General features: G+C 64.5%; 24 protein-coding genes and 1 tRNA gene. 14 read left to right on the forward strand and 11 right to left on the reverse strand.

The window, feature by feature from the left end; translation table 11 throughout:
- Window positions 1–4: 4 nt before the first annotated feature.
- Together IFT60_RS02920 and IFT60_RS02925 are read left to right on the forward strand one after the other, a co-directional pair.
- Entirely contained in the window at window positions 5–772 is a 768-nt protein-coding gene (locus IFT60_RS02920) for an ABC transporter ATP-binding protein (protein ID WP_192049291.1), read from the forward strand.
- A complete protein-coding gene (locus tag IFT60_RS02925; protein WP_192049293.1) occupies window positions 772–1494 on the forward strand; it encodes an ABC transporter ATP-binding protein in 723 nt (240 codons plus the stop codon). The genes IFT60_RS02920 and IFT60_RS02925 overlap by 1 nt, the downstream gene beginning before the upstream one ends.
- 205 nt (window positions 1495–1699) lie before the next feature.
- On the opposite strand, the gene phaP is transcribed toward IFT60_RS02925, so the two are convergent.
- Window positions 1700–2281, reverse strand: coding sequence for a TIGR01841 family phasin (phaP, locus tag IFT60_RS02930; protein ID WP_192049295.1), 582 nt, complete (start codon window positions 2279–2281; stop codon window positions 1700–1702).
- A gap of 323 nt (window positions 2282–2604) precedes the next feature.
- On the opposite strand from phaP, the gene IFT60_RS02935 reads away from it, so the two are divergent.
- The 3 genes from IFT60_RS02935 (at window position 2605) to IFT60_RS02945 (ending at window position 5572) form a co-directional block, all read left to right on the forward strand.
- Entirely contained in the window at window positions 2605–3510 is a 906-nt protein-coding gene (locus tag IFT60_RS02935) for a DMT family transporter (protein WP_192049297.1), read from the forward strand.
- A 4-nt stretch (window positions 3511–3514) separates the two neighbouring features.
- Complete coding sequence (locus IFT60_RS02940) at window positions 3515–4210, forward strand: nitroreductase (protein WP_192049299.1); 696 nt, start codon at window positions 3515–3517, stop codon at window positions 4208–4210.
- A 177-nt stretch (window positions 4211–4387) separates the two neighbouring features.
- The gene (locus tag IFT60_RS02945) at window positions 4388–5572 is read left to right on the forward strand and encodes a serine hydrolase (protein ID WP_192049301.1); all 1185 of its coding nucleotides are present in this window, start codon (window positions 4388–4390) and stop codon (window positions 5570–5572) included.
- Window positions 5573–5638: 66 nt separating this feature from the next.
- Here the strand turns inward: IFT60_RS02945 and IFT60_RS02950 are convergent, their stop codons facing one another.
- Window positions 5639–6424 (reverse strand): IclR family transcriptional regulator, encoded by a 786-nt coding sequence (locus tag IFT60_RS02950; protein WP_192049303.1) that lies wholly within the window; start codon window positions 6422–6424, stop codon window positions 5639–5641.
- Window positions 6425–6577: 153 nt separating this feature from the next.
- On the opposite strand from IFT60_RS02950, the gene IFT60_RS02955 reads away from it, so the two are divergent.
- From IFT60_RS02955 to IFT60_RS02985, 7 genes are all read left to right on the forward strand, one after another.
- Complete coding sequence (locus IFT60_RS02955) at window positions 6578–6964, forward strand: diacylglycerol kinase (RefSeq protein ID WP_192049305.1); 387 nt, start codon at window positions 6578–6580, stop codon at window positions 6962–6964.
- Window positions 6965–7086: 122 nt separating this feature from the next.
- Window positions 7087–7725 carry a peroxiredoxin gene (locus tag IFT60_RS02960; protein ID WP_192049307.1) on the forward strand — a complete coding sequence of 213 codons (639 nt, stop codon included), beginning with the start codon at window positions 7087–7089 and terminating at the stop codon, window positions 7723–7725.
- Window positions 7726–8146: 421 nt separating this feature from the next.
- Window positions 8147–8920, forward strand: coding sequence for a sulfite exporter TauE/SafE family protein (locus tag IFT60_RS02965; protein ID WP_192049309.1), 774 nt, complete (start codon window positions 8147–8149; stop codon window positions 8918–8920).
- 110 nt (window positions 8921–9030) lie between these two features.
- On the forward strand, window positions 9031–9873 hold the full coding sequence (gene cysT, locus IFT60_RS02970; RefSeq protein ID WP_192049311.1) for a sulfate ABC transporter permease subunit CysT: 843 nt from the start codon (window positions 9031–9033) through the stop codon (window positions 9871–9873).
- Window positions 9870–10778, forward strand: a complete 909-nt coding sequence (gene cysW / locus IFT60_RS02975; RefSeq protein WP_192049313.1) for a sulfate ABC transporter permease subunit CysW — start codon at window positions 9870–9872, stop codon at window positions 10776–10778. Before cysT ends, cysW begins: the two co-directional genes overlap by 4 nt.
- Window positions 10775–11848: a sulfate/molybdate ABC transporter ATP-binding protein gene (locus IFT60_RS02980; RefSeq protein WP_192049315.1), complete on the forward strand. Its 1074-nt coding sequence runs from the start codon at window positions 10775–10777 to the stop codon at window positions 11846–11848. Before cysW ends, IFT60_RS02980 begins: the two co-directional genes overlap by 4 nt.
- Window positions 11845–12783 (forward strand): CysB family HTH-type transcriptional regulator, encoded by a 939-nt coding sequence (locus tag IFT60_RS02985; RefSeq protein WP_192049318.1) that lies wholly within the window; start codon window positions 11845–11847, stop codon window positions 12781–12783. Before IFT60_RS02980 ends, IFT60_RS02985 begins: the two co-directional genes overlap by 4 nt.
- A 137-nt stretch (window positions 12784–12920) precedes the next feature.
- Here the strand turns inward: IFT60_RS02985 and IFT60_RS02990 are convergent, their stop codons facing one another.
- The 5 genes from IFT60_RS02990 to IFT60_RS03010 all read right to left on the reverse strand — a co-directional run bounded on the left by IFT60_RS02990 (window position 12921) and on the right by IFT60_RS03010 (window position 17179).
- Window positions 12921–13967 (reverse strand): aldo/keto reductase, encoded by a 1047-nt coding sequence (locus IFT60_RS02990; RefSeq protein WP_192049320.1) that lies wholly within the window; start codon window positions 13965–13967, stop codon window positions 12921–12923.
- Between the two features lie 7 nt (window positions 13968–13974).
- Entirely contained in the window at window positions 13975–15012 is a 1038-nt protein-coding gene (locus tag IFT60_RS02995) for a quinone-dependent dihydroorotate dehydrogenase (RefSeq protein ID WP_192049322.1), read from the reverse strand.
- 62 nt (window positions 15013–15074) lie between these two features.
- Window positions 15075–15803, reverse strand: a complete 729-nt coding sequence (locus tag IFT60_RS03000) for an arginyltransferase (protein ID WP_192049324.1) — start codon at window positions 15801–15803, stop codon at window positions 15075–15077.
- Window positions 15804–15857: 54 nt separating this feature from the next.
- On the reverse strand, window positions 15858–16577 hold the full coding sequence (gene aat, locus IFT60_RS03005) for a leucyl/phenylalanyl-tRNA--protein transferase (protein WP_192049326.1): 720 nt from the start codon (window positions 16575–16577) through the stop codon (window positions 15858–15860).
- A 14-nt stretch (window positions 16578–16591) separates the two neighbouring features.
- Window positions 16592–17179, reverse strand: coding sequence for an NUDIX hydrolase (locus IFT60_RS03010; RefSeq protein WP_192049328.1), 588 nt, complete (start codon window positions 17177–17179; stop codon window positions 16592–16594).
- Between the two features lie 172 nt (window positions 17180–17351).
- Here IFT60_RS03010 and IFT60_RS03015 point away from each other — a divergent pair.
- Together IFT60_RS03015 and IFT60_RS03020 are read left to right on the forward strand one after the other, a co-directional pair.
- A tRNA-Met gene (locus tag IFT60_RS03015) sits at window positions 17352–17428 on the forward strand.
- A 153-nt stretch (window positions 17429–17581) separates the two neighbouring features.
- Window positions 17582–17995 (forward strand): T6SS immunity protein Tdi1 domain-containing protein, encoded by a 414-nt coding sequence (locus IFT60_RS03020; RefSeq protein ID WP_192049330.1) that lies wholly within the window; start codon window positions 17582–17584, stop codon window positions 17993–17995.
- Between the two features lie 103 nt (window positions 17996–18098).
- On the opposite strand, the gene IFT60_RS03025 is transcribed toward IFT60_RS03020, so the two are convergent.
- The 4 genes from IFT60_RS03025 to IFT60_RS03040 all read right to left on the reverse strand — a co-directional run bounded on the left by IFT60_RS03025 (window position 18099) and on the right by IFT60_RS03040 (window position 22353).
- Window positions 18099–18986 carry a DNA-3-methyladenine glycosylase family protein gene (locus IFT60_RS03025; protein ID WP_192049442.1) on the reverse strand — a complete coding sequence of 296 codons (888 nt, stop codon included), beginning with the start codon at window positions 18984–18986 and terminating at the stop codon, window positions 18099–18101.
- The gene (locus tag IFT60_RS03030) at window positions 18986–19879 is read right to left on the reverse strand and encodes a DMT family transporter (protein WP_192049332.1); all 894 of its coding nucleotides are present in this window, start codon (window positions 19877–19879) and stop codon (window positions 18986–18988) included. Before IFT60_RS03030 ends, IFT60_RS03025 begins: the two co-directional genes overlap by 1 nt.
- A gap of 84 nt (window positions 19880–19963) precedes the next feature.
- On the reverse strand, window positions 19964–20974 hold the full coding sequence (locus tag IFT60_RS03035) for an XdhC family protein (protein ID WP_192049334.1): 1011 nt from the start codon (window positions 20972–20974) through the stop codon (window positions 19964–19966).
- Between the two features lie 296 nt (window positions 20975–21270).
- A complete protein-coding gene (locus IFT60_RS03040; protein WP_192049336.1) occupies window positions 21271–22353 on the reverse strand; it encodes a M48 family metallopeptidase in 1083 nt (360 codons plus the stop codon).
- Window positions 22354–22360: the final 7 nt, after the last annotated feature.

Consider the following 22360-nt stretch of genomic DNA (forward strand, 5'->3'; position numbering starts at 1 on the left):
CCCCATGAGCAACTATTTATTGAACATCTCGGGCGTGAACAAACGCTTTGGCGGCCTGCAGGCGCTGACCGACGTCGCCATCCAGATCCGCCCCGGCCAGATCGTCGGCCTGATCGGCCCGAACGGCGCCGGCAAGACCACCTTCTTCAACGTCATCACCGGCCTGTACCAGCCCGACAGCGGCAGCTTCGAGCTGGCCGGCAAGCCGTATTCGCCCTCGGCCCCGCATGCGGTGGCGAAAGCCGGCATTGCACGCACCTTCCAGAACATCCGTTTATTTGGCGAGATGACGGCGCTGGAAAACGTCATGGTCGGACGTCACGTGCGCACGAAGCAGGGCGTGTTCGGGGCGATCTTCCGCCACAAGGCGGCGCGCGAGGAGGAAGCGGCGATCCGCGTCCGCGCGCAGGAGTTATTGGACTTCGTCGGGATCGGCCAGTTCGCCAACCGCACGGCGAAGTACCTGTCGTATGGCGACCAGCGCCGCCTGGAAATCGCGCGCGCGCTCGCCACCGATCCGCAACTGCTGGCGCTGGACGAACCGGCGGCCGGCATGAACGCCACCGAAAAGCTGGCGCTGCGCGAGCTGCTCGTCAAAATCAAGGGTGAGGGCAAGACCGTACTGCTGATCGAACACGACGTGAAACTGATGATGGGCCTGTGCGACCGCATTACCGTGCTCGAATACGGCAAGCGCATCGCCGAAGGGGCACCAAACGAAATCCAGAAGGATCCGGCGGTCATCGCAGCCTATTTGGGAGGTGCCCAGTGATGGGTGAACATGTTCTGAAAATCGCCGGCCTGAAGGTGGCCTACGGCGGCATCAAGGCGGTCAAGGGCATCGACCTGGAAGTGAACAAGGGAGAATTGGTGACCCTGATCGGCGCCAACGGCGCCGGCAAGACCACCACCCTGAAAGCGATCACCGGCACCCTGCCGGCGTGCAAGGTCGAGGGCACCATGTCCTACCTCGGCCAGCCGCTGACGGGAACGCAATCGTTCCGCCTGGTGCAGCAAAAGCTGGCCATGGTGCCGGAAGGGCGGGGCGTGTTCACGCGCATGACAATCCACGAAAACCTGTTGATGGGCGCCTATACGCGCAATGACAAGGCGGCGATCGAGGCGGACATCGAGAAGTGGTTCGGCGTCTTCCCGCGCCTGAAGGAACGGTCAAGCCAGCTGGCCGGCACGCTGTCGGGCGGCGAGCAGCAGATGCTGGCGATGGCGCGCGCGCTGATGTGCCATCCGACCCTGCTGCTGCTGGACGAACCGTCGATGGGGCTGGCGCCGATCATGGTCGAGAAGATTTTCGAAGTCATTCGCGATGTGTCGCGGCAGGGCATCACCATCTTGCTGGTCGAGCAGAACGCGAAGCTGGCGCTGCAGGCGGCGCACCGCGGGTATGTGATGGATTCGGGGGCGATCATCATGACCGGGGATGCGAAGGCGATGCTCAATGATCCGCGGGTGCAGGCGGCGTATTTGGGGGAGTGAGCGCGGATACATGCGGTGAAAAGCGGCGGGCATGCCCGCCCTACGTTACGCATCTGTCAATGGTAACGGTCGTGCACCGTAGGGCGGGCATGCCCGCGTACACCCGCCGAATCGCGGCGACCATCTTCATGGGAAAAAATGTAAAAAGGCCGCCTGAGCGATCAGGCGGCCTTTTTTATCACCCGCACGAGGCGGGCATGTTTACTTAAGCAGCAGCGGTAGCAGCGTTGGCAGCGGCAGCCGGCGCCTTGGCGGCAGCTTGCGAGAACTGCGACACGGCGGCGTTGACGTTGCTTTCGATGGCTTCGACAGCTTGCTTGGTGGTCTTGCTGAACTGCTCGTAGCCGGCGTTGGCGTTGCTGATCGCGGTCTTGACGGCGGCAACGAAGGTCTCCGAACCGGCAGGGGCGTTCTTGCTCACTTCGTCGACCAGGGCGATGACCTTGCGGTTCGCTTCGACGATCTGGCCTTCAGCGGCTTTCGAGAACTCGGCGCCGTTGGCGGTGGCGATGGCGGCCAGCTGACGGTTGTAGGCGACGGCTTTCTCGGCGGCAGGCTGAGCCTGGGCGGCGGACAGCTGGAAGAACTCTTGCGGGTCCTTGGCCGACAGCAGCTGGCGGGCGGTAGCCGAGTTGCTGGCCATGGCGGCGCGTGCGGTGCTGATGTTCAGCTCGACCAGCTTTTCGACGCTTTCGAAGGTCTTCGCGGTCAGCGACGAGAACAGGGCAAATTGGGTTTCGAAGTTGGCTTTGGTGGCATTCGAGAACTGCTCTGGGATTGCGAACATGTGTATCTCCAAACAAACGTTATAGGGAAGGTATGCTGCTACAAACCGGTGCTGATCTGAATGGTGCACCGCAACAGAGCGAAGTTTTGCCCATTTCGGCGAGCACGTCAAGCGATTTTGGTGCGATGCACCACGCATGCTCCGTTTGTTGGTTTCTTGCATCGGAAGAAATACTAAGCGACAACTAATATCGTGCGCAGGCATCATTTTTGAAGACACTTGGGTGTCTCCGTAAACGTTGCGCCGCCCATGTTAGACTTGCAACTGCGCCATTCGCCCTCCTGGCGACGTGTCACACAACGCTTGCGCTCAATCACACGACCATGGCCGACAGCACCGCAGTTCCAGGCGTCTCCAACGCGCAGCCCCGCTGGCTGGTGCCATCCTTTTTCGTCTTCCTCTGGAGTACCGGCTTCATCGTGGCCAAGTTCGGCCTGCCGTATGCGCCGCCGCTCACCTTCCTGCTGCTGCGCTGCCTGGGCGTGCTGCTGGTGCTGGTGCCCATCGTCCTGCTCTGGCGCGCGCCCTGGCCGCGCGGACGCATGGGACACGTGGCGGTGGCGGGCTTGCTGCTGCAGGCTGGCTACCTGGGCGGCGTCTGGTGCGCGATCAAGATCGGCATGCCGGCCGGCCTGTCGGCGCTGATCGTCGGCATGCAGCCGATCCTGACTGCCGTCGCCGCGCCGCTGATCGGCGAGCGCGTGCGGCCGCGTCAGTGGATCGGCCTGCTGCTGGGCCTGGGCGGCGTGGCGCTGGTGGTGGTAGCAAAGATCAACCTGACCGGATTGTCGACGCGCGCCATCCTGTATTGCCTGTTCGCGCTGCTGTCGATCACGGCCGGCACCATGTACCAGCGCCGCTACTGCCCCAGTTTCGACCTGCGCACCGGCACCGTGATCCAGTTCGCGGCGACCGTGGCCGCATTGCTGCCGTGCGCCATTCTTTTTGAACAGTTGGACCCGGCATTGTCTAAAGTAATGTGGACAACCAACTTCGTGTTCGCGCTGCTGTGGTCGGTGTTCGCGCTGTCGATCGGCGCGATTTTCCTGCTCTTTAAACTCATCCGCCGCAGCAATGCCACCGAAGTGACCAGCCTGCTATACCTGACCCCGCCCACCACCGCCGTCATGGCCTGGCTGCTGTTCGGCGAGTCGCTCAGCGCGCTCGGGCTGGTAGGCATGGTGGTGGCCGTGACCGGTGTCGCATTCGTCGTCAAGAAAAAGGACTGATTCCATGAGCTCAAGTAATCAACAAGAAGCGGTCGATGCCGCCATCACCTCGCGCCGCTCGATCCGCGCCTTCCTCGACAAACCCGTCGAGCAACACGACATTGAACGCATCCTCGAAGTGGCAGCGCGCGCGCCGTCGGGCACGAATACCCAGCCCTGGAAAGTGTATGTGCTGACCGGGCAGGCGCGCACGGCGCTGTCCGAGGCCATCCTGGCTGTTCATTCCGATCCCGAGCAGTCGCGCCAGCACACCGAGGAATACGCCTACTATCCGCGCGAATGGGTCTCGCCCTTCATCGACCGCCGCCGCAAGGTCGGCTGGGACCTGTACGGCCTGCTTGGCCTCTCGCGCGAAGACAAGGCTGGCATGGCCGCCCAGCACGCGCGCAATTTCCGCTTTTTCGACGCACCTGTCGGGCTGATCTTTACCATCGACCGCGTGATGGAGCAGGGCTCCTGGCTCGACTACGGTATGTTCTTGCAGAACATCATGGTAGCGGCGCGCGGACGCGGGCTGGACACCTGCCCGCAGGCAGCCTTCATCCAATATCACCGCATCATTGCCGAGCAACTCCGGCTGCCGGCCAATGAAACCGTGGTATGCGGCATGGCGCTCGGCTGGGCCGATCCGTCAAAGATCGAAAATTCGCTGGTGACGGAACGCGCGCCGCTGTCGGCGTTTGTCCATTTTGTAAATTAGGTGTTGCGCTCGTTACACAATTGTTGAAGATCGGCGCATACGGGAGCATGCGCCGCGCCTCAATCCGTTGTTGTGCGGCAAAATAGGCAGAGCAATGTTTAAATTCGCTTGCAGTTGAGTTGCGGGCGCATACACTTCAGTTAGTGCCTGAACCGATTCGCGTAAAAGGAAGTAGAAATGTTGAAGCTCCTGTTGTCTGTCCTGGTATCGCTGTTCCTGGTCGTCGAACCGGTGTCGGCCGCGGGGGCGGGTGCCGGTGCACAGGCTTCTTCCAGCAAGCAGAAGCGCCAGGCCGTCAAGAAGAAGCCGGTCAAGAAAAAGGTGGCGAAGGCCACGCGCAAGGGCAAGCGCGAGAAGGCCGTGGTGGCCAGCGACAAGCGCCAGCGCATGGTACGCCGCGTCGAAACCGTGCGCGGCAAGCGTCGCGTCACCTATGTCCTGGCACGCCGCGCCGCGCCGGCCGTGCTGGCCATTCCGGCGGCGCGTACCGCCGGCGACCTGGCCGGCCTGAACCAGACGCGCGACCCGCTGTCGCTGCGCTCCAGCGTCGCCCTCGTGCTCGACCAGAATACGTCCGAAGTGCTGTTCGAAAAGAATTCCAATGTCGCCTTGCCGATCGCCTCGATCACCAAGCTGATGACGGGCCTGGTCGTGGTCGAAGCCCACCTCGACCTGAACCAGACGCTGACGGTGACGGATGACGACGTCGACCGCCACAAGTACAGCAGCTCGCGCCTGCCGGTCGGTGCCCGCATGACCCGCGGCAACCTGCTGCACATCGCCCTGATGAGTTCGGAGAACCGCGCCGCCTCGGCGCTGGGCCGCAACTATCCAGGCGGGACCGGTGCGTTTGTCGCGGCGATGAACGCCAAGGCGCGCGAACTGGGCATGAACGACACGCGTTACGTCGACGCCAGCGGCCTGTCGAGCCAGAACGTGTCGAGCGCGCGCGACCTGGCCAGGCTGGTGGCCTACGCGCACCAGAAACCGCTGCTGCGCCAGTATTCGACCGATCCGAACTGGGTGGTCGAGGCCAGCGGCCGTCCGATGCGTTACAACAATACGAACTACCTGGTGGCGCTGCCGGACTGGAACATCGGCCTGCAGAAGACCGGCTTCATCAACGAAGCGGGGCGTTGCCTGGTGATGCAGGCGATGATCCAGGGCCGCAACGTGATCATGGTCTTCCTCGATTCGAAGGGCAAGATGTCGCGCACCGCCGACGCCGGCCGCATGCGCCGCTGGCTCGAAGCGCTGACGCCGGACACCGTGCTGCCGTCGGCGGCGGCCACGACGGCCGCCGGCGCGGCAAGCACCGCGGCGCATGCGTTTACGACGGTGGCGGCGCCGAGCGTGCGCTGAAATAAACGTGCAGTGAAACGAACGGCGCCCGAGGGCGCCGTTGTTGTTTGTGCCGGATGCACCGGTTCAGGCTACCGACATCGGCCGGAAACCGAGCGTCGCCGAAATCTGTCCGGCGGTCTGCACCAGGTCGTCGAGCCAGTCGTCCTGCAAACGGTCGGCCGGGGCCGAGATCGACAGGCCGGCGACGAGCTTGCCGCTGTCATCGAAAATGCCGGCGGCCATGCAGCGCACGCCCAGTTCCAGCTCTTCGTTGTCGCGCGCATAGCCGCGTGCGCGCACCAGGCCCAGTTCGCGTTCGAGCTTGGAGAGGTCGGTGATCGAATTCTTGTTGTGGCCGGCCAGGCCGGTGCGCGTGGCATACGCGCGAATCGCCTTGGCTTCGTCCACCGACAGGAACAGCTTGCCGGTCGAGGTCAGGTGCAGCGGACCGCGCCCGCCGATCGCGCGCACCACCTGCATGCCCGAGCGCTCGGAAAAGGCGCGGTCGATGTAGACGATCTCGTCGCCCTGGCGCACCGACAAATTCACCGTCTGCTGGGTCTTCTTGTGCAGGGCGCGCATGAAGTCGAGTGCCGCCTCGCGCACCGACAGCCGGCTTTTCACCACATTGCCCAGTTCCAGCAGACGCATGCCGAGCCGGTAGGTGCCGGGCTCGACGCGGTCGACGAAACGGGTGACGACCATATCGTTGAGGATACGGTGGGCGGTGGACGGATGCAGGCCCGAGACTTTCGACAATTCCTTCAGGCTGACCGGGTCCGGATAGGTCGCCAGCGCATCGAGCAGGGCGACCATGCGTTCAATCACCTGGATCGATGTCTTGGGCGGTTCAAGGGTTTCGATTTTCATGATGTGGTTGGTGCAGTGCAGTATCGTCCCTACTTTATACCATAATGCGGAAAGCAGGGCGCTTTCGGCTAGTGCTATCCGTCTAACAGCGGGGCATGAGAATTACGCCGGAACAGGCATAATGGCAGCTCTTCATGTCTTTTTGGAAATACGATGGAACATCCGACCAGCGAGTTCAAGAGCAAGGGCGGCTTCAAGCGCATCCTGGCCGCGTCGAGTTATACCGTGCAGGGTCTGGCGACGGCCTGGCGCATCGAACACGCCTTCCGCCAGGAGGTGCTGGTCTTCGCGCTCGGCATCATTTTCGCCTTCGTGCTGCCGATCTCCGGCTACCAGCGGCTGGCGCTGATCGGCGTGCTGCTGCTGGTGCTCGTCGTCGAGCTCATCAATTCTGCCATCGAAGCGATCGTCGACCGCATTTCGCTCGAGCGCCATCCACTGTCGAAAAACGCCAAGGATTTCGGCAGCGCCGCGGTCGGGCTGACGGTGCTGCTGGCCGCCGCTACCTGGGTCACGGTGCTCTACAACCGCTTCATGTGAGAAAACCGTATAAGGATATGCATTGACAGCGCAGCAAGCTTGTCGAAAATGCCGCAGAATAGGCGGATGGCCTGCGGCGCCACCTGCCGCTGCGCCTGTCCCGACTAACCCTGGAGATGACCATGACCTTACGCCTTGGCGATACCGCCCCCGACTTCGAGCAGGATTCCACCATCGGCACGATCCGCTTCCACGAGTGGGCCGGCGATTCGTGGGTGGTGCTGTTCTCGCACCCGGCCGACTTTACCCCGGTGTGCACGACCGAACTCGGCCTGACCGCCAAACTGAAACCTGAATTCGACAAGCGCAACGTGAAAGCGATCGCGCTCTCGGTCGACCCGGCCGAGCAGCACAAGGGCTGGATCAAGGATATCGAAGAGACCCAGCAAACCGTGGTGGGCTTCCCGATCATCGCCGACGCCGACAAATCCGTGTCCACCCTGTACGACATGATCCACCCGGAAATGTCAGCCACGGCCACCGTGCGCTCGCTGTTCGTGATCGACCCGAAGAAAAAGATCCGCCTGACCATCACTTACCCGATGAGCACCGGCCGCAACTTCGACGAAGTGCTGCGCGTGATCGACGCGCTGCAGCTGACCGACGCGCATACGGTGGCGACGCCGGGCAACTGGAAAGATGGCGACGACGTCATCATTCCGCTGACCGTGCAGGATCCGGCGGTCATTGCTGAGAAATATCCGAAGGGGTTTACGGCGCCGCGGCCATACCTGCGCCTGACGCCGCAGCCGAACAAGTAAGCTTTACCGGTACGATGCAAGCGGCCTTCGACCTTGCTCGAACGGCCGCGCACCGTAGAGGGTGTGAAAAAATTGTCAGGGCAAGGCGCATCGTCGAAGACAGTACGGGGGTACGGCAAGACGATGCAACGCCGCCATGGCGATTTTTTCACACCCTCGTAGGGTGGACTCCCGAGTCCACGCGTGCAACGGTTAACCATTTTCGGCTTCAACCAGAAAGCGATGAGCGTGCCATGAAGAGCATTTCGACACGCGACAGTTCGACCGCGTGGACTCAGGAGTCCACCCTACGGTACACCACCTCCTGTAGCTGAATTTCGCATATTGACTCTGCGCAGCATTCTTGCCATTCCCGCGCAACGCATAAGCAAATAGAAAAACCGTCGTTTGTCCCACGGCTGACCCGGCTTACCCTTGGGCCATGCTGATGACATACATTACCGCCGGCTTCGGGGTCGGCCTGCTGGTCGGGATGACCGGCGTCGGCGGCGGCTCGCTGATGACGCCGCTCCTGACCCTGCTGTTCGGCGTCTCGCCGACCGTTGCCGTCGGCACCGACCTGGCGTTCGCCTCGATCACCAAGGGCGCCGGCACCATTACCCACCGTTTCAACGGCACCGTCAACTGGACCATCGTGCGGCGCCTGTGCCTGGGCGCGCTGCCGGCCGCGCTGGTCGCCACGCTCGGCCTGCGCCACTTCGGCGCGCTCAACGCCGAGATCGGCCAGCTCATCCGTTATTCGATCGCCGGCTCGGTCATGCTGACCGTCGTCGCGCTGCTGTTCCGCAAGCGCATGCTGGCCTGGATCCACGCCAAACCCGGGCGCCAGCTGCAAGGCAATGCACTGGTGACGGCCACCATCGTCTCGGGCGCCATCCTCGGCGTGCTGGTCACCATCTCCTCGATCGGCGCCGGCGCCATTGGCGCCACCCTGCTGGTGATGCTGTACCCGAAGCTGACTCCGGCCGAAGTGGCCGGTACCGACATCGCCTACGCCGTGCCGCTGACCGCGATCGCCGCCATCGGCCACTGGTGGCTGGGTTCGATCGACTGGATGCTGTTGCTGACCCTGCTCATCGGTTCGCTGCCGGGCATTACCCTTGGTTCGATGCTCGCTCGCAAGGTACCTGAACGCTTCCTGCGCGCATTGCTGGCGCTGACGCTGACGACTGTGGCGGCCAAATTAATCTACTGAGGCGTGCTAATAGCGTAATTCGTCTATGCAAATGAGGATTGGTTCGTTTGGTTTATGAGCCGCAAGTGAGATTATTACGATCCATTAGAAGAAATTGTAATAAGGACGCCATGCACACTCCCAAACCGCGCGCACCAGGACGGGTCATCCCCGGCTTCGGGCTGTCGCTCGGGTTCACGATCTTTTATCTGGCGCTGATCGTGCTGATCCCGCTGTCGGCCGTCTTCCTGAAAACCTTCACCATGACCTGGGAAGCGTTCTGGACGGCGGTGTCCTCCGAGCGCGTGGTCGCCTCCTATAAACTCAGCTTCGGCGCCTCGCTGATCGCCGCCGCCCTGAACGTCGTCTTCGGTGGCATCGTTGCCTGGGTGCTGGTGCGTTATAAATTTCCCGGTAAGCGCTTCGTCGACGCGCTGGTCGACCTGCCGTTCGCGCTGCCCACCGCCGTGGCCGGCATCACGCTGACCGCGCTGTATTCGAACAATGGCTGGATCGGCAAATACCTCGAACAGTTCGGCATCAAGGTCGCCTTTACGCCGCTGGGCGTGGTCGTGGCGCTGACCTTCATCGGGCTGCCGTTCGTCGTGCGTACCGTGCAGCCGGTGCTGGAAGAAGCCGAGCGCGAACTCGAAGAAGCGGCGGCCAGCCTGGGCGCCAGCCCGCTGCAAACCTTTTTCCGCGTGATCCTGCCGTCGATCGTGCCGGCGCTGCTGACCGGCTTTGCGCTGGCCTTTGCGCGCGCCACCGGCGAATACGGCTCGGTGATTTTCATCGCCGGCAACCTGCCGATGGTGTCCGAGATCACGCCGCTGTTCATCATCACCAAACTCGAGCAGTACGATTACGCCGGCGCCACCGCGATCGCGGTCGTGATGCTGATCTTCTCCTTCATCCTGCTGCTGACGATTAACCTGTTGCAGGCCTGGACCCGCAGAAGGGCAGGCAAGAAATGAGTGCAGTCTTGAATAAACCCCTTGCCGCCACGCCGCGTGCCGCACGTCCCGTGAAAACCAATGCCTTCGAGCCGAACTGGGTGCGCTGGACGCTGATCGGCGTCGCCCTCGCGTTCCTGACCCTGTTCCTGTTCGTGCCGCTGGTGGCCGTCTTTGCCGAGGCGCTGAAGAAGGGCTGGGATACCTATGTCGAGTCGATCACCGACCCCGACGCCATCTCGGCGATTAAACTCACGCTGATCGCGGCCGGCATTTCGGTGCCGTTGAACCTGGTCTTCGGCGTCGCCGCGGCCTGGTGCATCGCCAAGTTCGACTTCAAGGGCAAGAGCGTGCTGCTGACCCTGATCGACCTGCCGTTCTCGGTGTCGCCGGTGATCGCCGGCCTGATCTACGTGCTGCTGTTCGGCGCCCAGGGCTGGTTCGGCGAGTGGCTGATGGAACACGACATCAAGATCCTGTTCGCGGTGCCGGGCATCGTGCTGGCGACCGTGTTCATCACCTTCCCCTTCGTCGCACGCGAGCTGATTCCGCTGATGCAGCAGCAGGGCACCGAGGAAGAAGAAGCGGCGCTGGTGCTGGGCGCCTCCGGCTGGCAAACCTTCTGGCGCGTGACGCTTCCGAACATCAAATGGGGCCTGCTGTACGGCGTCATCCTGTGCAATGCGCGGGCGATGGGCGAGTTCGGCGCGGTGTCGGTGGTGTCGGGCCATATCCGCGGCGAGACCAACACCATGCCGCTGCACGTCGAAATCCTCTACAACGAATACAACTTCACGGCCGCGTTTGCGATCGCATCCTTGCTGGCGCTGCTCGCGCTGGTAACGCTGGCCGTCAAATCCCTTATCGAATGGCGCCTGCATCAATCCCGCAGCGCGGACGCCGGCACCACGGAGCGCACAGAATGACGATCGAAGTCCAACACATCCGCAAGCAGTTCGGCCAGTTCAAGGCGCTCGACGACGTCTCGCTGCAATTCCCCGACGGCCAGCTGACCGCCTTGCTGGGACCCTCCGGCTGCGGCAAGACCACGCTGCTGCGCATCATCGCCGGCCTCGAACACCCGGATACCGGCTCGGTCCTGCTCGACGGCCAGGATGCCTCGCGCAGCCACGTGCGCGAGCGCCAGGTCGGCTTCGTGTTCCAGCATTACGCGCTCTTCAAACACATGACGGTGTTCGAGAACGTCGCCTTTGGCCTGCGCGTACGGCCACGCAAGGAGCGTCCGTCCGAACAGCAGATCCGCGACAAGGTCAAGCAGCTGCTCGAACTGGTGCAATTGGACTGGATCGCCGACCGCTACCCGCCGCAACTCTCGGGCGGCCAGCGCCAGCGCATCGCGCTTGCCCGTGCCCTTGCCGTGGAGCCGCGCGTTCTGCTGCTCGACGAACCCTTCGGCGCCCTGGATGCCAAGGTGCGCAAGGAATTGCGCCGCTGGCTGCGCCGCCTGCACGACGACCTGCACGTGACCTCGATCTTCGTCACCCACGACCAGGAAGAAGCGCTCGAAGTGGCGGACCAGGTGGTGGTCATGAACAAGGGCCGCGTCGAGCAGCTCGGCACGCCCGAAAGCGTGTACAACGCCCCGGCCTCGCCCTTCGTCTACAGCTTCCTCGGCAACGTCAACCTGTTCCACGGCCGCGTGCACGACGGCGTGCTGGCCAGCGGCGACGCGATTTTCGACGCGCCCGGCCACAGCGCCGTGCAGAACGCCGACGGCATCGGCTACGTGCGTCCGCACGACCTCGACGTCGAGCGCTACGCCGCGGGCCAGCCAGGCATCGTGGTGAAACTACGCCGCGCGCATGCGATCGGCCCGCTGGCCCAGCTCGACCTCGAGCGCGCCGACAATGCGCAGCTGATCGAAGCGGTGATTCCGAACGAGCGCTTCGCCCGCCTCGAACTGAAAGAAGGCGAGACCCTGCTCGTGCGTCCGCGCCAGATCCAGGTGTTCGTCGACGAAGGAGGGGGTATATGAACTTCCAGCAGCTGCGTTCGGTGCGCGAAGCGGCGCGCCGCAATTTCAACCTCACCGACGTGGCCGCGGCACTGTTCACCTCGCAGCCGGGCGTGTCGCGCCAGATCCGCGAACTCGAGGACGAACTCGGCGTCGTCATCTTCGAACGCAACGGCAAGCGCCTGACCGGTCTGACCGCACCCGGCAAGGGCATCCTGAAAATCGTCGAGCGCCTGCTGGTGGAAGCGGAAAACCTGGCGCAGGCCAGCCAGGAATATTCGGCCCAGGACAGCGGCACGCTGACGATTGCCGTCACCCACACCCAGGCGCGCTATGCGCTGCCGCAGGTGGTGCAATCGTTCCGCAACGCCTTCCCGAACGTGCGCATCGCCCTGCAGCAAAGTGCGCCGGAACACATCGCCGAATACGTGCTGTCCGGCCGCGCCGACATCGGCATCGCCACCGAAGGTCTGTCCACCTTTCCCGACCTGGTCTCGTTCCCGTGCTACCGCTGGAGCCACGTGGTGGTGGCGCCGGACGGACACCCGCTGCTCAGTAAAACCCCGCTGCGGCTGGAAGACCTGGCCGAGTACCCGCTCATCACCTACGACGTCGGCTACACCGGCCGCAGCCACATCGACAATGCCTTCGCCAAGGCCGGGCTGGCGCCGGACATGGTGCTCACCGCCATGGATTCGGACGTCATCAAGCAGTACGTGTCGCTGGGGATGGGGGTCGGCATCATCGCCTCGATGGCTTTTGACCACGGACGCGACAAAGGCTTGCGGGCGATCGAGTCGTCGCACCTGTTTGCGCCGAATGTGACGCGCCTTGCCGTGCGGCGCGGGGCATATTTAAGGGCGTATGCGTATCACTTCATCGAGCGGTTTGCACCGGGGTTTACGCGGGCGGATATCGAGCGCTCGCTGGAGGCGGATGAGGCAGTGGCGATTTAATATCGGTGCGTGTGCGAGTACGCGCGCGATAACGATCGACGCGTGGACGGCAAAGCCGTTCACCCTACGGTCGCCAACTGTAGGGTGGACGGGTCTCCCGTCCACGCGTTCAACGCACGTTTGAATTACGCGCGACCTTACTGCCCCGGATTCGTAATTCGCGCGTGAATCCCATCGATCGCCTTCACCACCTCATCCGGCAACATGATCTCCGCCGCATCGATGTTCTCCTCCAGCTGCGCCAAGGTCGTCGCCCCAATAATGGTCGACCCCACGAACCAGCGCGAATAACACCAGGCCAGCGCCATCTGCGCCGGGCTTAATCCATGCGCACGCGCCAGCGCCGCATATTCGGCAACCGCCGCCAGCACCTCGGGCCGCACATAGCGCGGACTCCAGTTCGGCGGGAAAATCGTCAGCCGCCCGTGCGCCTTCGGATCGTCGAGGTATTTGCTTGTGAGCTGCCCGAACGCCAGCGGACTGTAGGCCAGCAGGCTGACCTCGGTGCGGAAGCAGGTCTCGTCGAGCAGCGTCGTCTCGAACGCGCGCGCCGTCAGGTTGTACAGGTTCTGGATCGTGGCGATGCGCGGCAAACCGCGCGTCTCGGCCAGCTTCACGTATTCGCACACGCCCCACGAACTCTCGTTCGAGACGCCGATCGCGCGGATCTTGCCGGCCTTGACCAGTTCGCCCAGCGCGCCCAGCGTTTCTTCGATCGGCACGCTCGAACGCTCGCGCTTCGGATTAAAACTGTTGGCGCCGAAGATCGGCAGGTTGCGGCTTGGCCAGTGGATCTGGTACAGGTCGATGTAATCGATCTGCAGGCGCTGCAAGCTGGCTTCGACCGCGGCGCGCACGTTGGCCGCGTCGAGGTCATGCGATGGACCGCGAATCCAGCCCATGTTCGCATTCGGGCCGGCGATTTTCGAGGCGATGACGAGGTCGTCGCGCCGACCGCGCCGATGCAGCCAGCTGCCGATGAAGCGTTCGGTCGAACCCTGCGTTTCGGCGCGGCCCATTACCGGGTACATCTCGGCGGTGTCGATGAAATTGATGCCGCGCTCGACCGCGTAGTCGAGCTGGCGGTGGGCATCAAGCTCCGTATTCTGTTCGCCGAAGGTCATGGTCCCGAGGCAGACCTTCGATACCTGTAATTCGCTGCGTCCGAGTCGTGTGCGTTCCATGGGTTCTTCAGGCTTTCAATGCGTCCGCGCACTCGCGCACCAGCGACGGGCCGCGGTAGATCAGGCCGCTGTAGAGCTGCACCAGCCGGGCGCCGGAGGCGATCTTTTCCTGCGCATCCTGGCCCGACAGGATGCCGCCGACGCCGATGATCGGGATGGCGTCGCCGAGTTCCTTTTTCATCGCGCGGATCACGATGTTCGACAGGTCGAACACGGGCGCGCCCGAGACGCCGCCGGTTTCCATGCCGTGGCGGTAGCGTTCGACGTCGCGCCGGTTCAGCGTCGTATTCGTCGCGATGACGCCGTCGATCTTGTGACGCAAAAGGGCGCCGGCGATGTCGCGGATCTGTTCGGCGTCGATGTCCGGTGCGATCTTCAGCGCCAGCGGCACGTAGCGGCCATGCTGGTCGGCCAGCTTCGTTTGCTCCAGTTTGAGCTGGGCGAGCAGGGCGTCGAGTTCGGAAGCGCCTTGCAGCTGGCGCAGGTTCTTGGTGTTGGGCGACGAGATGTTGACCGTGACGTAGCTCGCGTACGGATACACCTTGCGCAGGCAGATCAGGTAATCGTCGGCGGCGCGTTCGATCGGGGTGTCGGCGTTCTTGCCGATGTTCAGGCCGAGCACGCCTTCCTTGTTCTGGTAGAAGCGCGAGGCCTGGACGTTGGCGACAAAGGCGTCGACGCCGCCATTGTTAAAACCCATGCGGTTGATGATGCCGCGCGCGGCCGGGACGCGGAACATGCGCGGCTTCGGATTGCCCGCCTGCGCGCGCGGGGTCACGGTGCCGATCTCGATCGAGCCGAAGCCCAGCGCCGCCAGGCCGTCGATGTAGGCGCCGTCCTTGTCCAGGCCCGCGGCCAGGCCGACCGGGTTCGGGAAGGTGATGCCCATCACGGTGCGCGGGTCCGGCGCCGGCTTCTTGAACATGCCGGTGGCGCCGCGCTGGGCGGCGCTGTGCAGGGCGGGCAGGGTCAGGTTGTGGGCGGTTTCCGCAGGCAGCGTGAACAGCAGGGGACGGGCGAGGGTGTACAGGAGTTTGTCGGACATGGCGCGCTCGGAAATGGGGTCGCGCTCATTGTACCGTGCGCGAGTGGCGCCTTTAGAGCACTCTAGCGGTCGAGGATGCCCCAAGTCCCGGCGATGCGCGCCTCCAGCGGGCGGAAATTGATTTTATACGCCATCTTTGGGCTCTGCTCGATCCAGTAGCCGAGGTAGACGAAGGGCAGGCCGAGTTCGCGCGCCTGCGCCACTTGCCACATCACGTTGTAGGTACCAAAGGAGGCGCCGGGCACGTCGGGGTCGAAGAAGGTGTAGACCGAAGACAGGCCATCCGACAGCACGTCGATGATCGACACCATGCGCAGCAAGCCGTCGGGTTCGCGAAATTCCACCAGGCGCGTGTTGACCCGGCTTTGCAGCAGGAACTGGGCGTACTGGTCGCGGCTGTCCTGGTCCATGCCGCCGCCGACGTGGCGCGTGGTCTGGTAGCGCAGGTAGAGCGCGTAGTGTTCGTCCGAAAAGGCGAGATTGGCCACCACGGCCGACAGGTCGCCATGGCGCTTCCAGGCGCGGCGCTGGGTGCGGTTGGGTGCGAACTCGTTGCAGCGCACGCGCACCGGGATGCAGGCCTGGCAGCCGTCGCAATACGGGCGATACGTAAAAATGCCGCTGCGGCGAAAGCCGTTCTTCACGAGCTCGGAATACACGTCCGCGTTGATCAGGTGCGACGGCGTGGCCACTTGCGAGCGGGCCTGGCGTGCGTCGAGGTAGCTGCACGGATACGGGGCAGTCGTGTAGAACTGCAGCGTGGAGAAGGGCAGGTCGTTAAGGTGCGTCATGCAGAGCTCTCGGGAGTGATGGCCCTATTCTAACGAAAGCGGAGCTGCGCACAATTAGACGAACGGTGCGACTGGTTGCCACGGCCCGATCGCCGGCTCCCTGATCGCCGCGCGCAGGTGTTGCAGGAACACTGCCCGCGAGATCGGCGCGGCGCCCAGCGAGGCCAGGTGGCCGGTTTCCTGCTGGCAGTCGACCATGCGCACGCCGTGCGCGCGCAGGAAGGCGACCAGGTAGGCCAGCGCCACCTTGGAGGCGTCGGACACGCGCGCGAACATCGATTCGCCGTAGAACATGCGCCCGATGCACACGCCATAGGCGCCGCCGACCAGTTCGCCGTCCAGCCAGACTTCGGCCGAGTGCGCGTAGCCGAGCGCGTGCAGGCCGGTGTAGCCATCGATGATGTCTTCGGAAATCCAGGTGCCCGGACCATCCTTGCGCGGAGCCGCGCAGGCGCGCATTACCGCTTCGAAATCGCTGTCGAAGCGCACTTGCCAGCGTCCACCTTCGCTCCGGCTGCGCTCGACGCGGCGCAAGGTTTTTTTCAGGCTGTCGCTGATCTTGAAGTCATCGGTGTATAGGACCATGCGCGGGTCGGTGCTCCACCAGAGGATCGGCTGGCCTTCCGAAAACCACGGGAAGATGCCGTTCTGGTAGGCGAGCAGCAGGCGCCGCGGCGACAGGTCGGCGCCGGCCGCAAGCAGGCCGGGCGCGTCCATCGTCAGTGCCTCGGATACGTCGGGGAACGGCGTATGCGCATCAAGCCAGGGAATCATGCGGTGCTCGCTGGTCAGTCGGGTTCGCGTGGCGCGATCATCGGGCGCCGGATGTCCAGGCTGTGCACGCCATACGCATTGGCGGCGCCCTCGCGCATTTTGACGCGATCGGCAAAGAAGAGTTCCAGCGTCGTGCGGATCGTCGGAAAGGCGAGGTCGTCCCAAGGGATATCGCGCTCGGCGAACAGTTGCACTTCCAGGCTCTCGATGCCCGGCGCGAAGTCGAGGTCGAGCAGGCGCGCCAGGTAGAACATGTGCACCTGGTGTACGTGGGCGACATTGAGCAAGGAAAACAGTGGGCCGATCTCGATGTTGGCGCCGGCTTCCTCTTCGGTCTCGCGCACGGCGGCTTCAGACGTGGTCTCCTCGTTTTCCATGAAGCCGGCCGGCAAGGTCCAGTAGCCATGGCGCGGCTCGATCGCGCGCCGGCACAGCAGCACCTGCAGCGTGCCGTCTTGTTCCCAGACAGGGATGGAGCCAATCACCATCTTCGGGTTCTGGTAGTGGATCGTGCCGCACTGGGGGCAGACATGGCGCGGCCGGTTGTCGCCTTCGGGAATGCTTAGCGCGACCGCATGGCCGCACTCGGAACAAAAGTTCATAGGGGGTAGAAAGAATGAATATACCCTCACTTTACACCTGATTGCTCCGGCTGTGCCGTCGTGCCGGCTCGGCAGTATTCTTGCCTGAGTGCCATGCAAGACATCAATCGTCATCGGCGGTGGCATTGGGATTGCCTAAACAGCCGGATCCGTATATAATTCGTTTCACAGACGCGGGGTGGAGCAGTCTGGCAGCTCGTCGGGCTCATAACCCGAAGGTCACAGGTTCAAATCCTGTCCCCGCAACCAGATTCAGGTAAAAAGCCGGTACTTCCTACAAGGAATGCCGGCTTTTTTCATGGTCGTCTGCCGGACTCGACTTAAGTCAAGGAGGGGGCAGGTTGACGGCACTTGCCGAACCTGGCGCTGTCGAACCAATCAATCGCATTGACGGGTTCGACCATGATTACTGTTGAAGACATCAACGACGCCTGGGGCTGGATGGGCTTGCGGGCTGTGGAAATACTCGGTGCCAACGCCTTCGGCAACCTGATCCTGCGCGACGCCGACGGCAGCTACTGGCGCCTGCGTCCGCAAGACCTGTGCTGCGAACCGGTAGCCGACAACCGCGCCGCCCTCGACGCGCTCTCGTACAACCAGGATTTTCTCAACGACTGGTACATGCCCGACGTCGTCGACCTGGCCGAATCCACGCTCGGCCCGCTGACCGACGACCGCACCTACTGCCTGAAAATTCCCAGCGCCCTCGGCGGCCATTACGGCAGCGAAAACCTGGCGACCGTGCCGTTGTCCGAGCTGATCCGGTTTTCGGGGGAGGGAGCGCAACAGCTGGAGGGCCTGCCGCGCTGGAACTAAACGCTGTGCGACGTAGGGTGGGCATGCCCACGCGGAACTGCGCGCGATGTTACCGCTATTCTTGCGGAACCCCCGCGCCGCGCCGACACATCCGAACGAGTGCCTATGCCGCTGGCTGGCTCAGACTCGCCCACAAATACGCCGCCGCCATCGTCCGATGCGGCGCGTACCGCGCCAGCCACGCCTGCGTGCGCGCCAGGTCCGGCTTGCCCGCTTCGCCCAGCAGCCGCCCCAGCGCGCTGCGCACCGCCACGTCGCCTTCGAGCGAGCAATCCGCATAGCCATACCCGCGCAGCAGCGTGTAATTCACGGTCCACGGCCCGATCCCCTTGATCGCCAGCAGCTGCGGCGCGATGCGCGCCGGATCATCGTCGGGCGCCAGTGGCAATGTACCGTTGGCCGCCATGCGCGCCACGCGCAGCAGCGTCTCAGCCTTGGCGCGCGAGAACTTGCGGCTGGTAAGCGCCTCGAGGTCGAGCCGCGCCACGTCCGGCGCTTCCGGGTAGCACCACAGCCCGCTGCTATGCGCGCGTCCGGCCTGCTGGATAAACGTGCGGCGCAGGCTGATCGCGAACGGCAGGTTGATCTGCTGGCCGATGATGGCCCAGGTCAGCGCCTCGAAGATGCTGGCCGACTGCACGATGCGCAGTCCCGACTCGCGCGCCACCAGCGGCCCGAACAGCGGGTCGTCCTGCACAAAGGCGGCGAACGGCGCCGGATCGATGCGCAGCGCCAGCATGCTGCGCAGGGCTTCCTGTGCCAGCGCCAGCGTGAACGCACCAGGTGCGCCATCAACGTCGATGCGGCACTGTGCCGTTGTCGGCGTCAATGTCACGTCCAGCAGCACCGGCACGCCATCGAGCAGCACCGCCTTGCGAATGCGTTCGCCGCTGACCTGTTCCGCCAGGCCTTCGGCATCGCGCCCGTGAAAGGCGAGGACGTCCGCGCTGCGATAATCTGCGGGCAGCGCGATCGACAGCGTGTCCACCATCATGGCTTGCCGGCAGCCGCCACCGGCCGCCCGAAGCGCGGCACGAAGCCGGTCACCAGCGCGGTACCGACCAGCACGATCGCCGCGCCGGCCAGCGTATGCCAGCCGATCGCTTCACCCAGGAACAGCGCGCCCCACAGGATGCCGAAGACGGGATTGAGGAAGGTGACCGTCAGGGCCGAGGTCGGTCCGACTTCGGCGATCAGGCGGAAATAGATCAGGTAAGCGATGCCGCTGCAGACGACGCCGAGCGCCAGCACGGCCGCCCACACGCCCGGCGTTGGCGTGGCAGGAGCAGGGAAGAAGGGCAGCGCCGGCAGCACGAACAAGGTCGCCGCCCACATCGTGCCGTGCGCGTTGGCGAACGGTTCCACGGACTTGGCCGACTTTGCATACAGGCTGGCGATGCTGTAGCAGACGGCCGCAGCCAGCGCCGCGGCGATCGCCAGGCCGGCGCCGGGCAGGCGTGCGACGTCGTCGAAGCCGACCAGCAAGGCCACGCCCAGCGTACCCAGCACCAGGCCGATGCCGCTCCTTGCCGTAATCGGCTGGCGCGTCCACACCGCGCCGAGCAGGGCGCCCCACATCGGCGCAGTCGCGTTCAGCACCGACAGCACCGAGGCCGTCAGCGTGCGCGCGCCATAGGCGAACAGCAGGAAGGGCAGGGCGGAGTTGAAAAAGCCCAGCATCAGGTAATGCTTCCAGTGCGCGCGTACGTCGAGGCGCTTGCGCAGCACCAGCGCCACCGCCGCCAGGAACAGCGCCGCGAACAGCACCCGGTATTCGATCAGCACGGCAGGCCCGAGCACCGGCGCACCGATGCGCATGAAGAGGAAGGAGCCGCCCCAGATGGCGGCGAGCAGCAAGAGACGAAGAAAATTGGCGGTATTCATGATCGATTCAGAAAGCGGAAGCGCATGGTGGCGCATGCCGCGCGGATGCGCAACCCGCTTTTTGCTCGCGATCTCGCTCGCAAATCAGGCCGCGCATACCTCGGCGCTGGCCGGCTGCGGCGCGGCGGCGTGCGGCACCAGCATCGCCGGCGGCACGCCGTTTTTAATCGCCGTCATTTCGGCCAGGATGGCGATGCCGATTTCGGACGGCGTCTTGCTGCCGATGTAGAGGCCGATCGGGCCATGCAGCCGGTCGAGTTCGGCGTCGGTCAGGTCGAACAGTTTCAGCCGCTCGCGCCGGCGCGCATTGTTCAGGCGCGAACCAATCGCGCCGACATAGAAGGCGTCCGATTTCAGGGCTTCCATCAGGGCGAGGTCGTCGAGCTTGGGGTCGTGCGTTAACGCCACCACGGCGCTGCGCGCATCGAGCTTGGCCTCGAGGACGAGGTCGTCGGGCATCGCGTGCACCAGGTCGATGCCCGGCACGTTCCAGTCGGCCCGGTACTCCTCACGCGGGTCGCAGACGATGACGCGGTAATCCATCGCGCTCGCCACCTGCGCCAGGAAGCGCGACAGGGGACCGGCGCCGATGATGAACAGGCGCCAGCGCGGGCCGTGCACGGTGTACAAGGCTTCGTTTTCGACCCGCAGCACGGCGCCGGCCTCGGCACGCGCCAGGGTGACGGCGCCGCTGCCGAGGTCGAGCCGGCGTTCGAGCAGTTCGCCCCCTTCGAGGCGCTGCAGCAGGTCGCGCAGGCCGCTGGCGGGGCCGAGCGGTTCGATCGCCAGTTCGATGGTGCCGCCGCAGGGCAGGCCGAAGCGGTGCGCATCGTCGGCGCTGATGCCATAGCTGACGATGTGCGGCCGCGCGTCGGGTGCAATCCCCTTGGCGCGCACGTTCTCGATCAGGTCGTCCTCGATGCAGCCGCCGGAGACGGAGCCGATCACGCGGCCATCGTCGCGCACCGCCAGCGTCGCCCCGATCGGGCGCGGGCTCGACCCCCAGGTCTTGATGACCGTGACCAGTTCACAGCGGTGTCCGGCATCGAGCCAGGCGGCTGCGGTCTTGAGTACGTCGAGGTCGAGGCTGTCCATGGTGTGCGCGGGCGCTGCTGGTGAGGGATGTCAATGATACAAAAAATGCGGCCGAGATGTCGGCGGGGAGGAATGCGGCTTTGTAGGGTGGGCGCCCCGAGCCCACGCGGTACGGACGTATCCTTGCACCGATGACCGGAAATACTGTTTGAACGCGTCGGCAGGGCACCCGCCCACCTTACGGGTGTGCCAGAGCCTTTGCAGGCGATCCTCGGGAGTCGCAGGTGTAAGGATGCGCACATACCGCGTGGGCACGGGGCACCCACCCTACAACGGCGGTACCAGTAAAGCAGATGTTACGGCACCAGCGGCTTCTTCGACCCCTTCTTCGCCTTGACGTCTTCGATCGCCAGCTCCATCGCCGTCAGCCGCGCCGCGGTCGAGGGATGGTTGGCGGTGAAGCCGTTGGCCACGCTGGCCGGGTAGGCCGAGGCGAAGCGCTTCCAGAACGCCGGGGCGGCGTCGATGTTGTAGTCGGCGCGCGCCAGCAGGAAGATGGCGAGGCGGTCGGCGGCGGCGTCCAGGTTCGAGGGCATGGCCTTGATGCCGGCGCTGCCGTTGATCATGGCCAGGTCGGGGCTCATGCGCGTCAGGTTGTCGATCACGCTGGCCAGCGTGGCCTGGTTGCGCTGAGTGCGCGGGTGGTCGAGCATGTTGTGCGCCATCGTGCGCGCCAGCACGTAGGCGAGTTCGTCGTCGCTGCGCGCCACGCCCAGCATGCCGCGCGTGACCATGATGCGCGAACCGTCGGCGTAGGCGTTCACGTTGTCGCCGTTGCCCAGCTCGATGCCGTAGCCGCAGGCGCGCGTGACGGGAATGCTGAGGTCGCGCGGCTCGCCGTCGCGTTCGATCGACAGCGGCAGCTTTGCCTGCGAGGCGACGATCGGGGCGAACACGGCGCCGGCGCCGGACAGGGCGTTGGGGCCGGTCGGCAGCGGCTTGCCGCCGGCGGCGAGCAAGGCGTCCCCCAGGCGCAGACCGGCCTTGGCGGCGCCGCTGCCGGCCAGCACGCCGGTCACCTGCAGGCGTTCGTCCATGCCGAAGGCGAGGTGCGCCGCTTCGTTGTAGAGGCCCGGGTAGGCGTAGCGGTTCTTGGCGGTGAAGCCGAGCAGGTTGCGCGCGTGCTTCGTGCACAGCTGGGCATTGTCGATCAGCAGCGGCGCCGCCACCCGGTACAGACGGTCTTGCAGCGCGGCCATCCTGGTCAGCGTATCGGCCGCGGCCGCCATCTCCGGCGTCATCTGCGTGCCCTGCGGGACTTCAGTGACGGGGCCGGGCAGGCCGGGCTGGCGGATCGGGGATGGGGTGCCGCAGGCTGCCAGCAGGGCGGCGGTGGCGACGGCAAGCGCGGCCGGGCGCAGACGATCAATGCGAATCATGCTCTTC

This window comes from Massilia sp. CFBP 13721, from assembly GCF_014842025.1.
Lineage (GTDB): Bacteria > Pseudomonadota > Gammaproteobacteria > Burkholderiales > Burkholderiaceae_D > Telluria.

Excerpts from the sequence above, each read along its gene's own strand:
- IFT60_RS02955 (WP_192049305.1), top strand. The coding sequence starts at position 6,578 with ATGGAACATCCGACCAGCGAGTTCAAGAGCAAGGGCGGCTTCAAGCGC.
- IFT60_RS03040 (WP_192049336.1), bottom strand. The coding sequence starts at position 22,353 with ATGATTCGCATTGATCGTCTGCGCCCGGCCGCGCTTGCCGTCGCCACC.
- IFT60_RS02960 (WP_192049307.1), top strand. The coding sequence starts at position 7,087 with ATGACCTTACGCCTTGGCGATACCGCCCCCGACTTCGAGCAGGATTCC.
- IFT60_RS02940 (WP_192049299.1), top strand. The coding sequence starts at position 3,515 with ATGAGCTCAAGTAATCAACAAGAAGCGGTCGATGCCGCCATCACCTCG.
- IFT60_RS03000 (WP_192049324.1), bottom strand. The coding sequence starts at position 15,803 with ATGACGCACCTTAACGACCTGCCCTTCTCCACGCTGCAGTTCTACACG.
- cysW (WP_192049313.1), top strand. The coding sequence starts at position 9,870 with ATGAGTGCAGTCTTGAATAAACCCCTTGCCGCCACGCCGCGTGCCGCA.
- IFT60_RS03020 (WP_192049330.1), top strand. The coding sequence starts at position 17,582 with ATGATTACTGTTGAAGACATCAACGACGCCTGGGGCTGGATGGGCTTG.
- IFT60_RS02935 (WP_192049297.1), top strand. The coding sequence starts at position 2,605 with ATGGCCGACAGCACCGCAGTTCCAGGCGTCTCCAACGCGCAGCCCCGC.
- IFT60_RS03010 (WP_192049328.1), bottom strand. The coding sequence starts at position 17,179 with ATGAACTTTTGTTCCGAGTGCGGCCATGCGGTCGCGCTAAGCATTCCC.
- IFT60_RS02925 (WP_192049293.1), top strand. The coding sequence starts at position 772 with ATGGGTGAACATGTTCTGAAAATCGCCGGCCTGAAGGTGGCCTACGGC.
- IFT60_RS02950 (WP_192049303.1), bottom strand. The coding sequence starts at position 6,424 with ATGAAAATCGAAACCCTTGAACCGCCCAAGACATCGATCCAGGTGATT.
- IFT60_RS03025 (WP_192049442.1), bottom strand. The coding sequence starts at position 18,986 with ATGGTGGACACGCTGTCGATCGCGCTGCCCGCAGATTATCGCAGCGCG.
- IFT60_RS02990 (WP_192049320.1), bottom strand. The coding sequence starts at position 13,967 with ATGGAACGCACACGACTCGGACGCAGCGAATTACAGGTATCGAAGGTC.
- IFT60_RS02945 (WP_192049301.1), top strand. The coding sequence starts at position 4,388 with ATGTTGAAGCTCCTGTTGTCTGTCCTGGTATCGCTGTTCCTGGTCGTC.
- phaP (WP_192049295.1), bottom strand. The coding sequence starts at position 2,281 with ATGTTCGCAATCCCAGAGCAGTTCTCGAATGCCACCAAAGCCAACTTC.
- IFT60_RS03030 (WP_192049332.1), bottom strand. The coding sequence starts at position 19,879 with ATGAATACCGCCAATTTTCTTCGTCTCTTGCTGCTCGCCGCCATCTGG.
- IFT60_RS02985 (WP_192049318.1), top strand. The coding sequence starts at position 11,845 with ATGAACTTCCAGCAGCTGCGTTCGGTGCGCGAAGCGGCGCGCCGCAAT.
- IFT60_RS02965 (WP_192049309.1), top strand. The coding sequence starts at position 8,147 with ATGCTGATGACATACATTACCGCCGGCTTCGGGGTCGGCCTGCTGGTC.
- IFT60_RS03035 (WP_192049334.1), bottom strand. The coding sequence starts at position 20,974 with ATGGACAGCCTCGACCTCGACGTACTCAAGACCGCAGCCGCCTGGCTC.
- IFT60_RS02920 (WP_192049291.1), top strand. The coding sequence starts at position 5 with ATGAGCAACTATTTATTGAACATCTCGGGCGTGAACAAACGCTTTGGC.
- cysT (WP_192049311.1), top strand. The coding sequence starts at position 9,031 with ATGCACACTCCCAAACCGCGCGCACCAGGACGGGTCATCCCCGGCTTC.
- IFT60_RS02980 (WP_192049315.1), top strand. The coding sequence starts at position 10,775 with ATGACGATCGAAGTCCAACACATCCGCAAGCAGTTCGGCCAGTTCAAG.
- IFT60_RS02995 (WP_192049322.1), bottom strand. The coding sequence starts at position 15,012 with ATGTCCGACAAACTCCTGTACACCCTCGCCCGTCCCCTGCTGTTCACG.
- aat (WP_192049326.1), bottom strand. The coding sequence starts at position 16,577 with ATGATTCCCTGGCTTGATGCGCATACGCCGTTCCCCGACGTATCCGAG.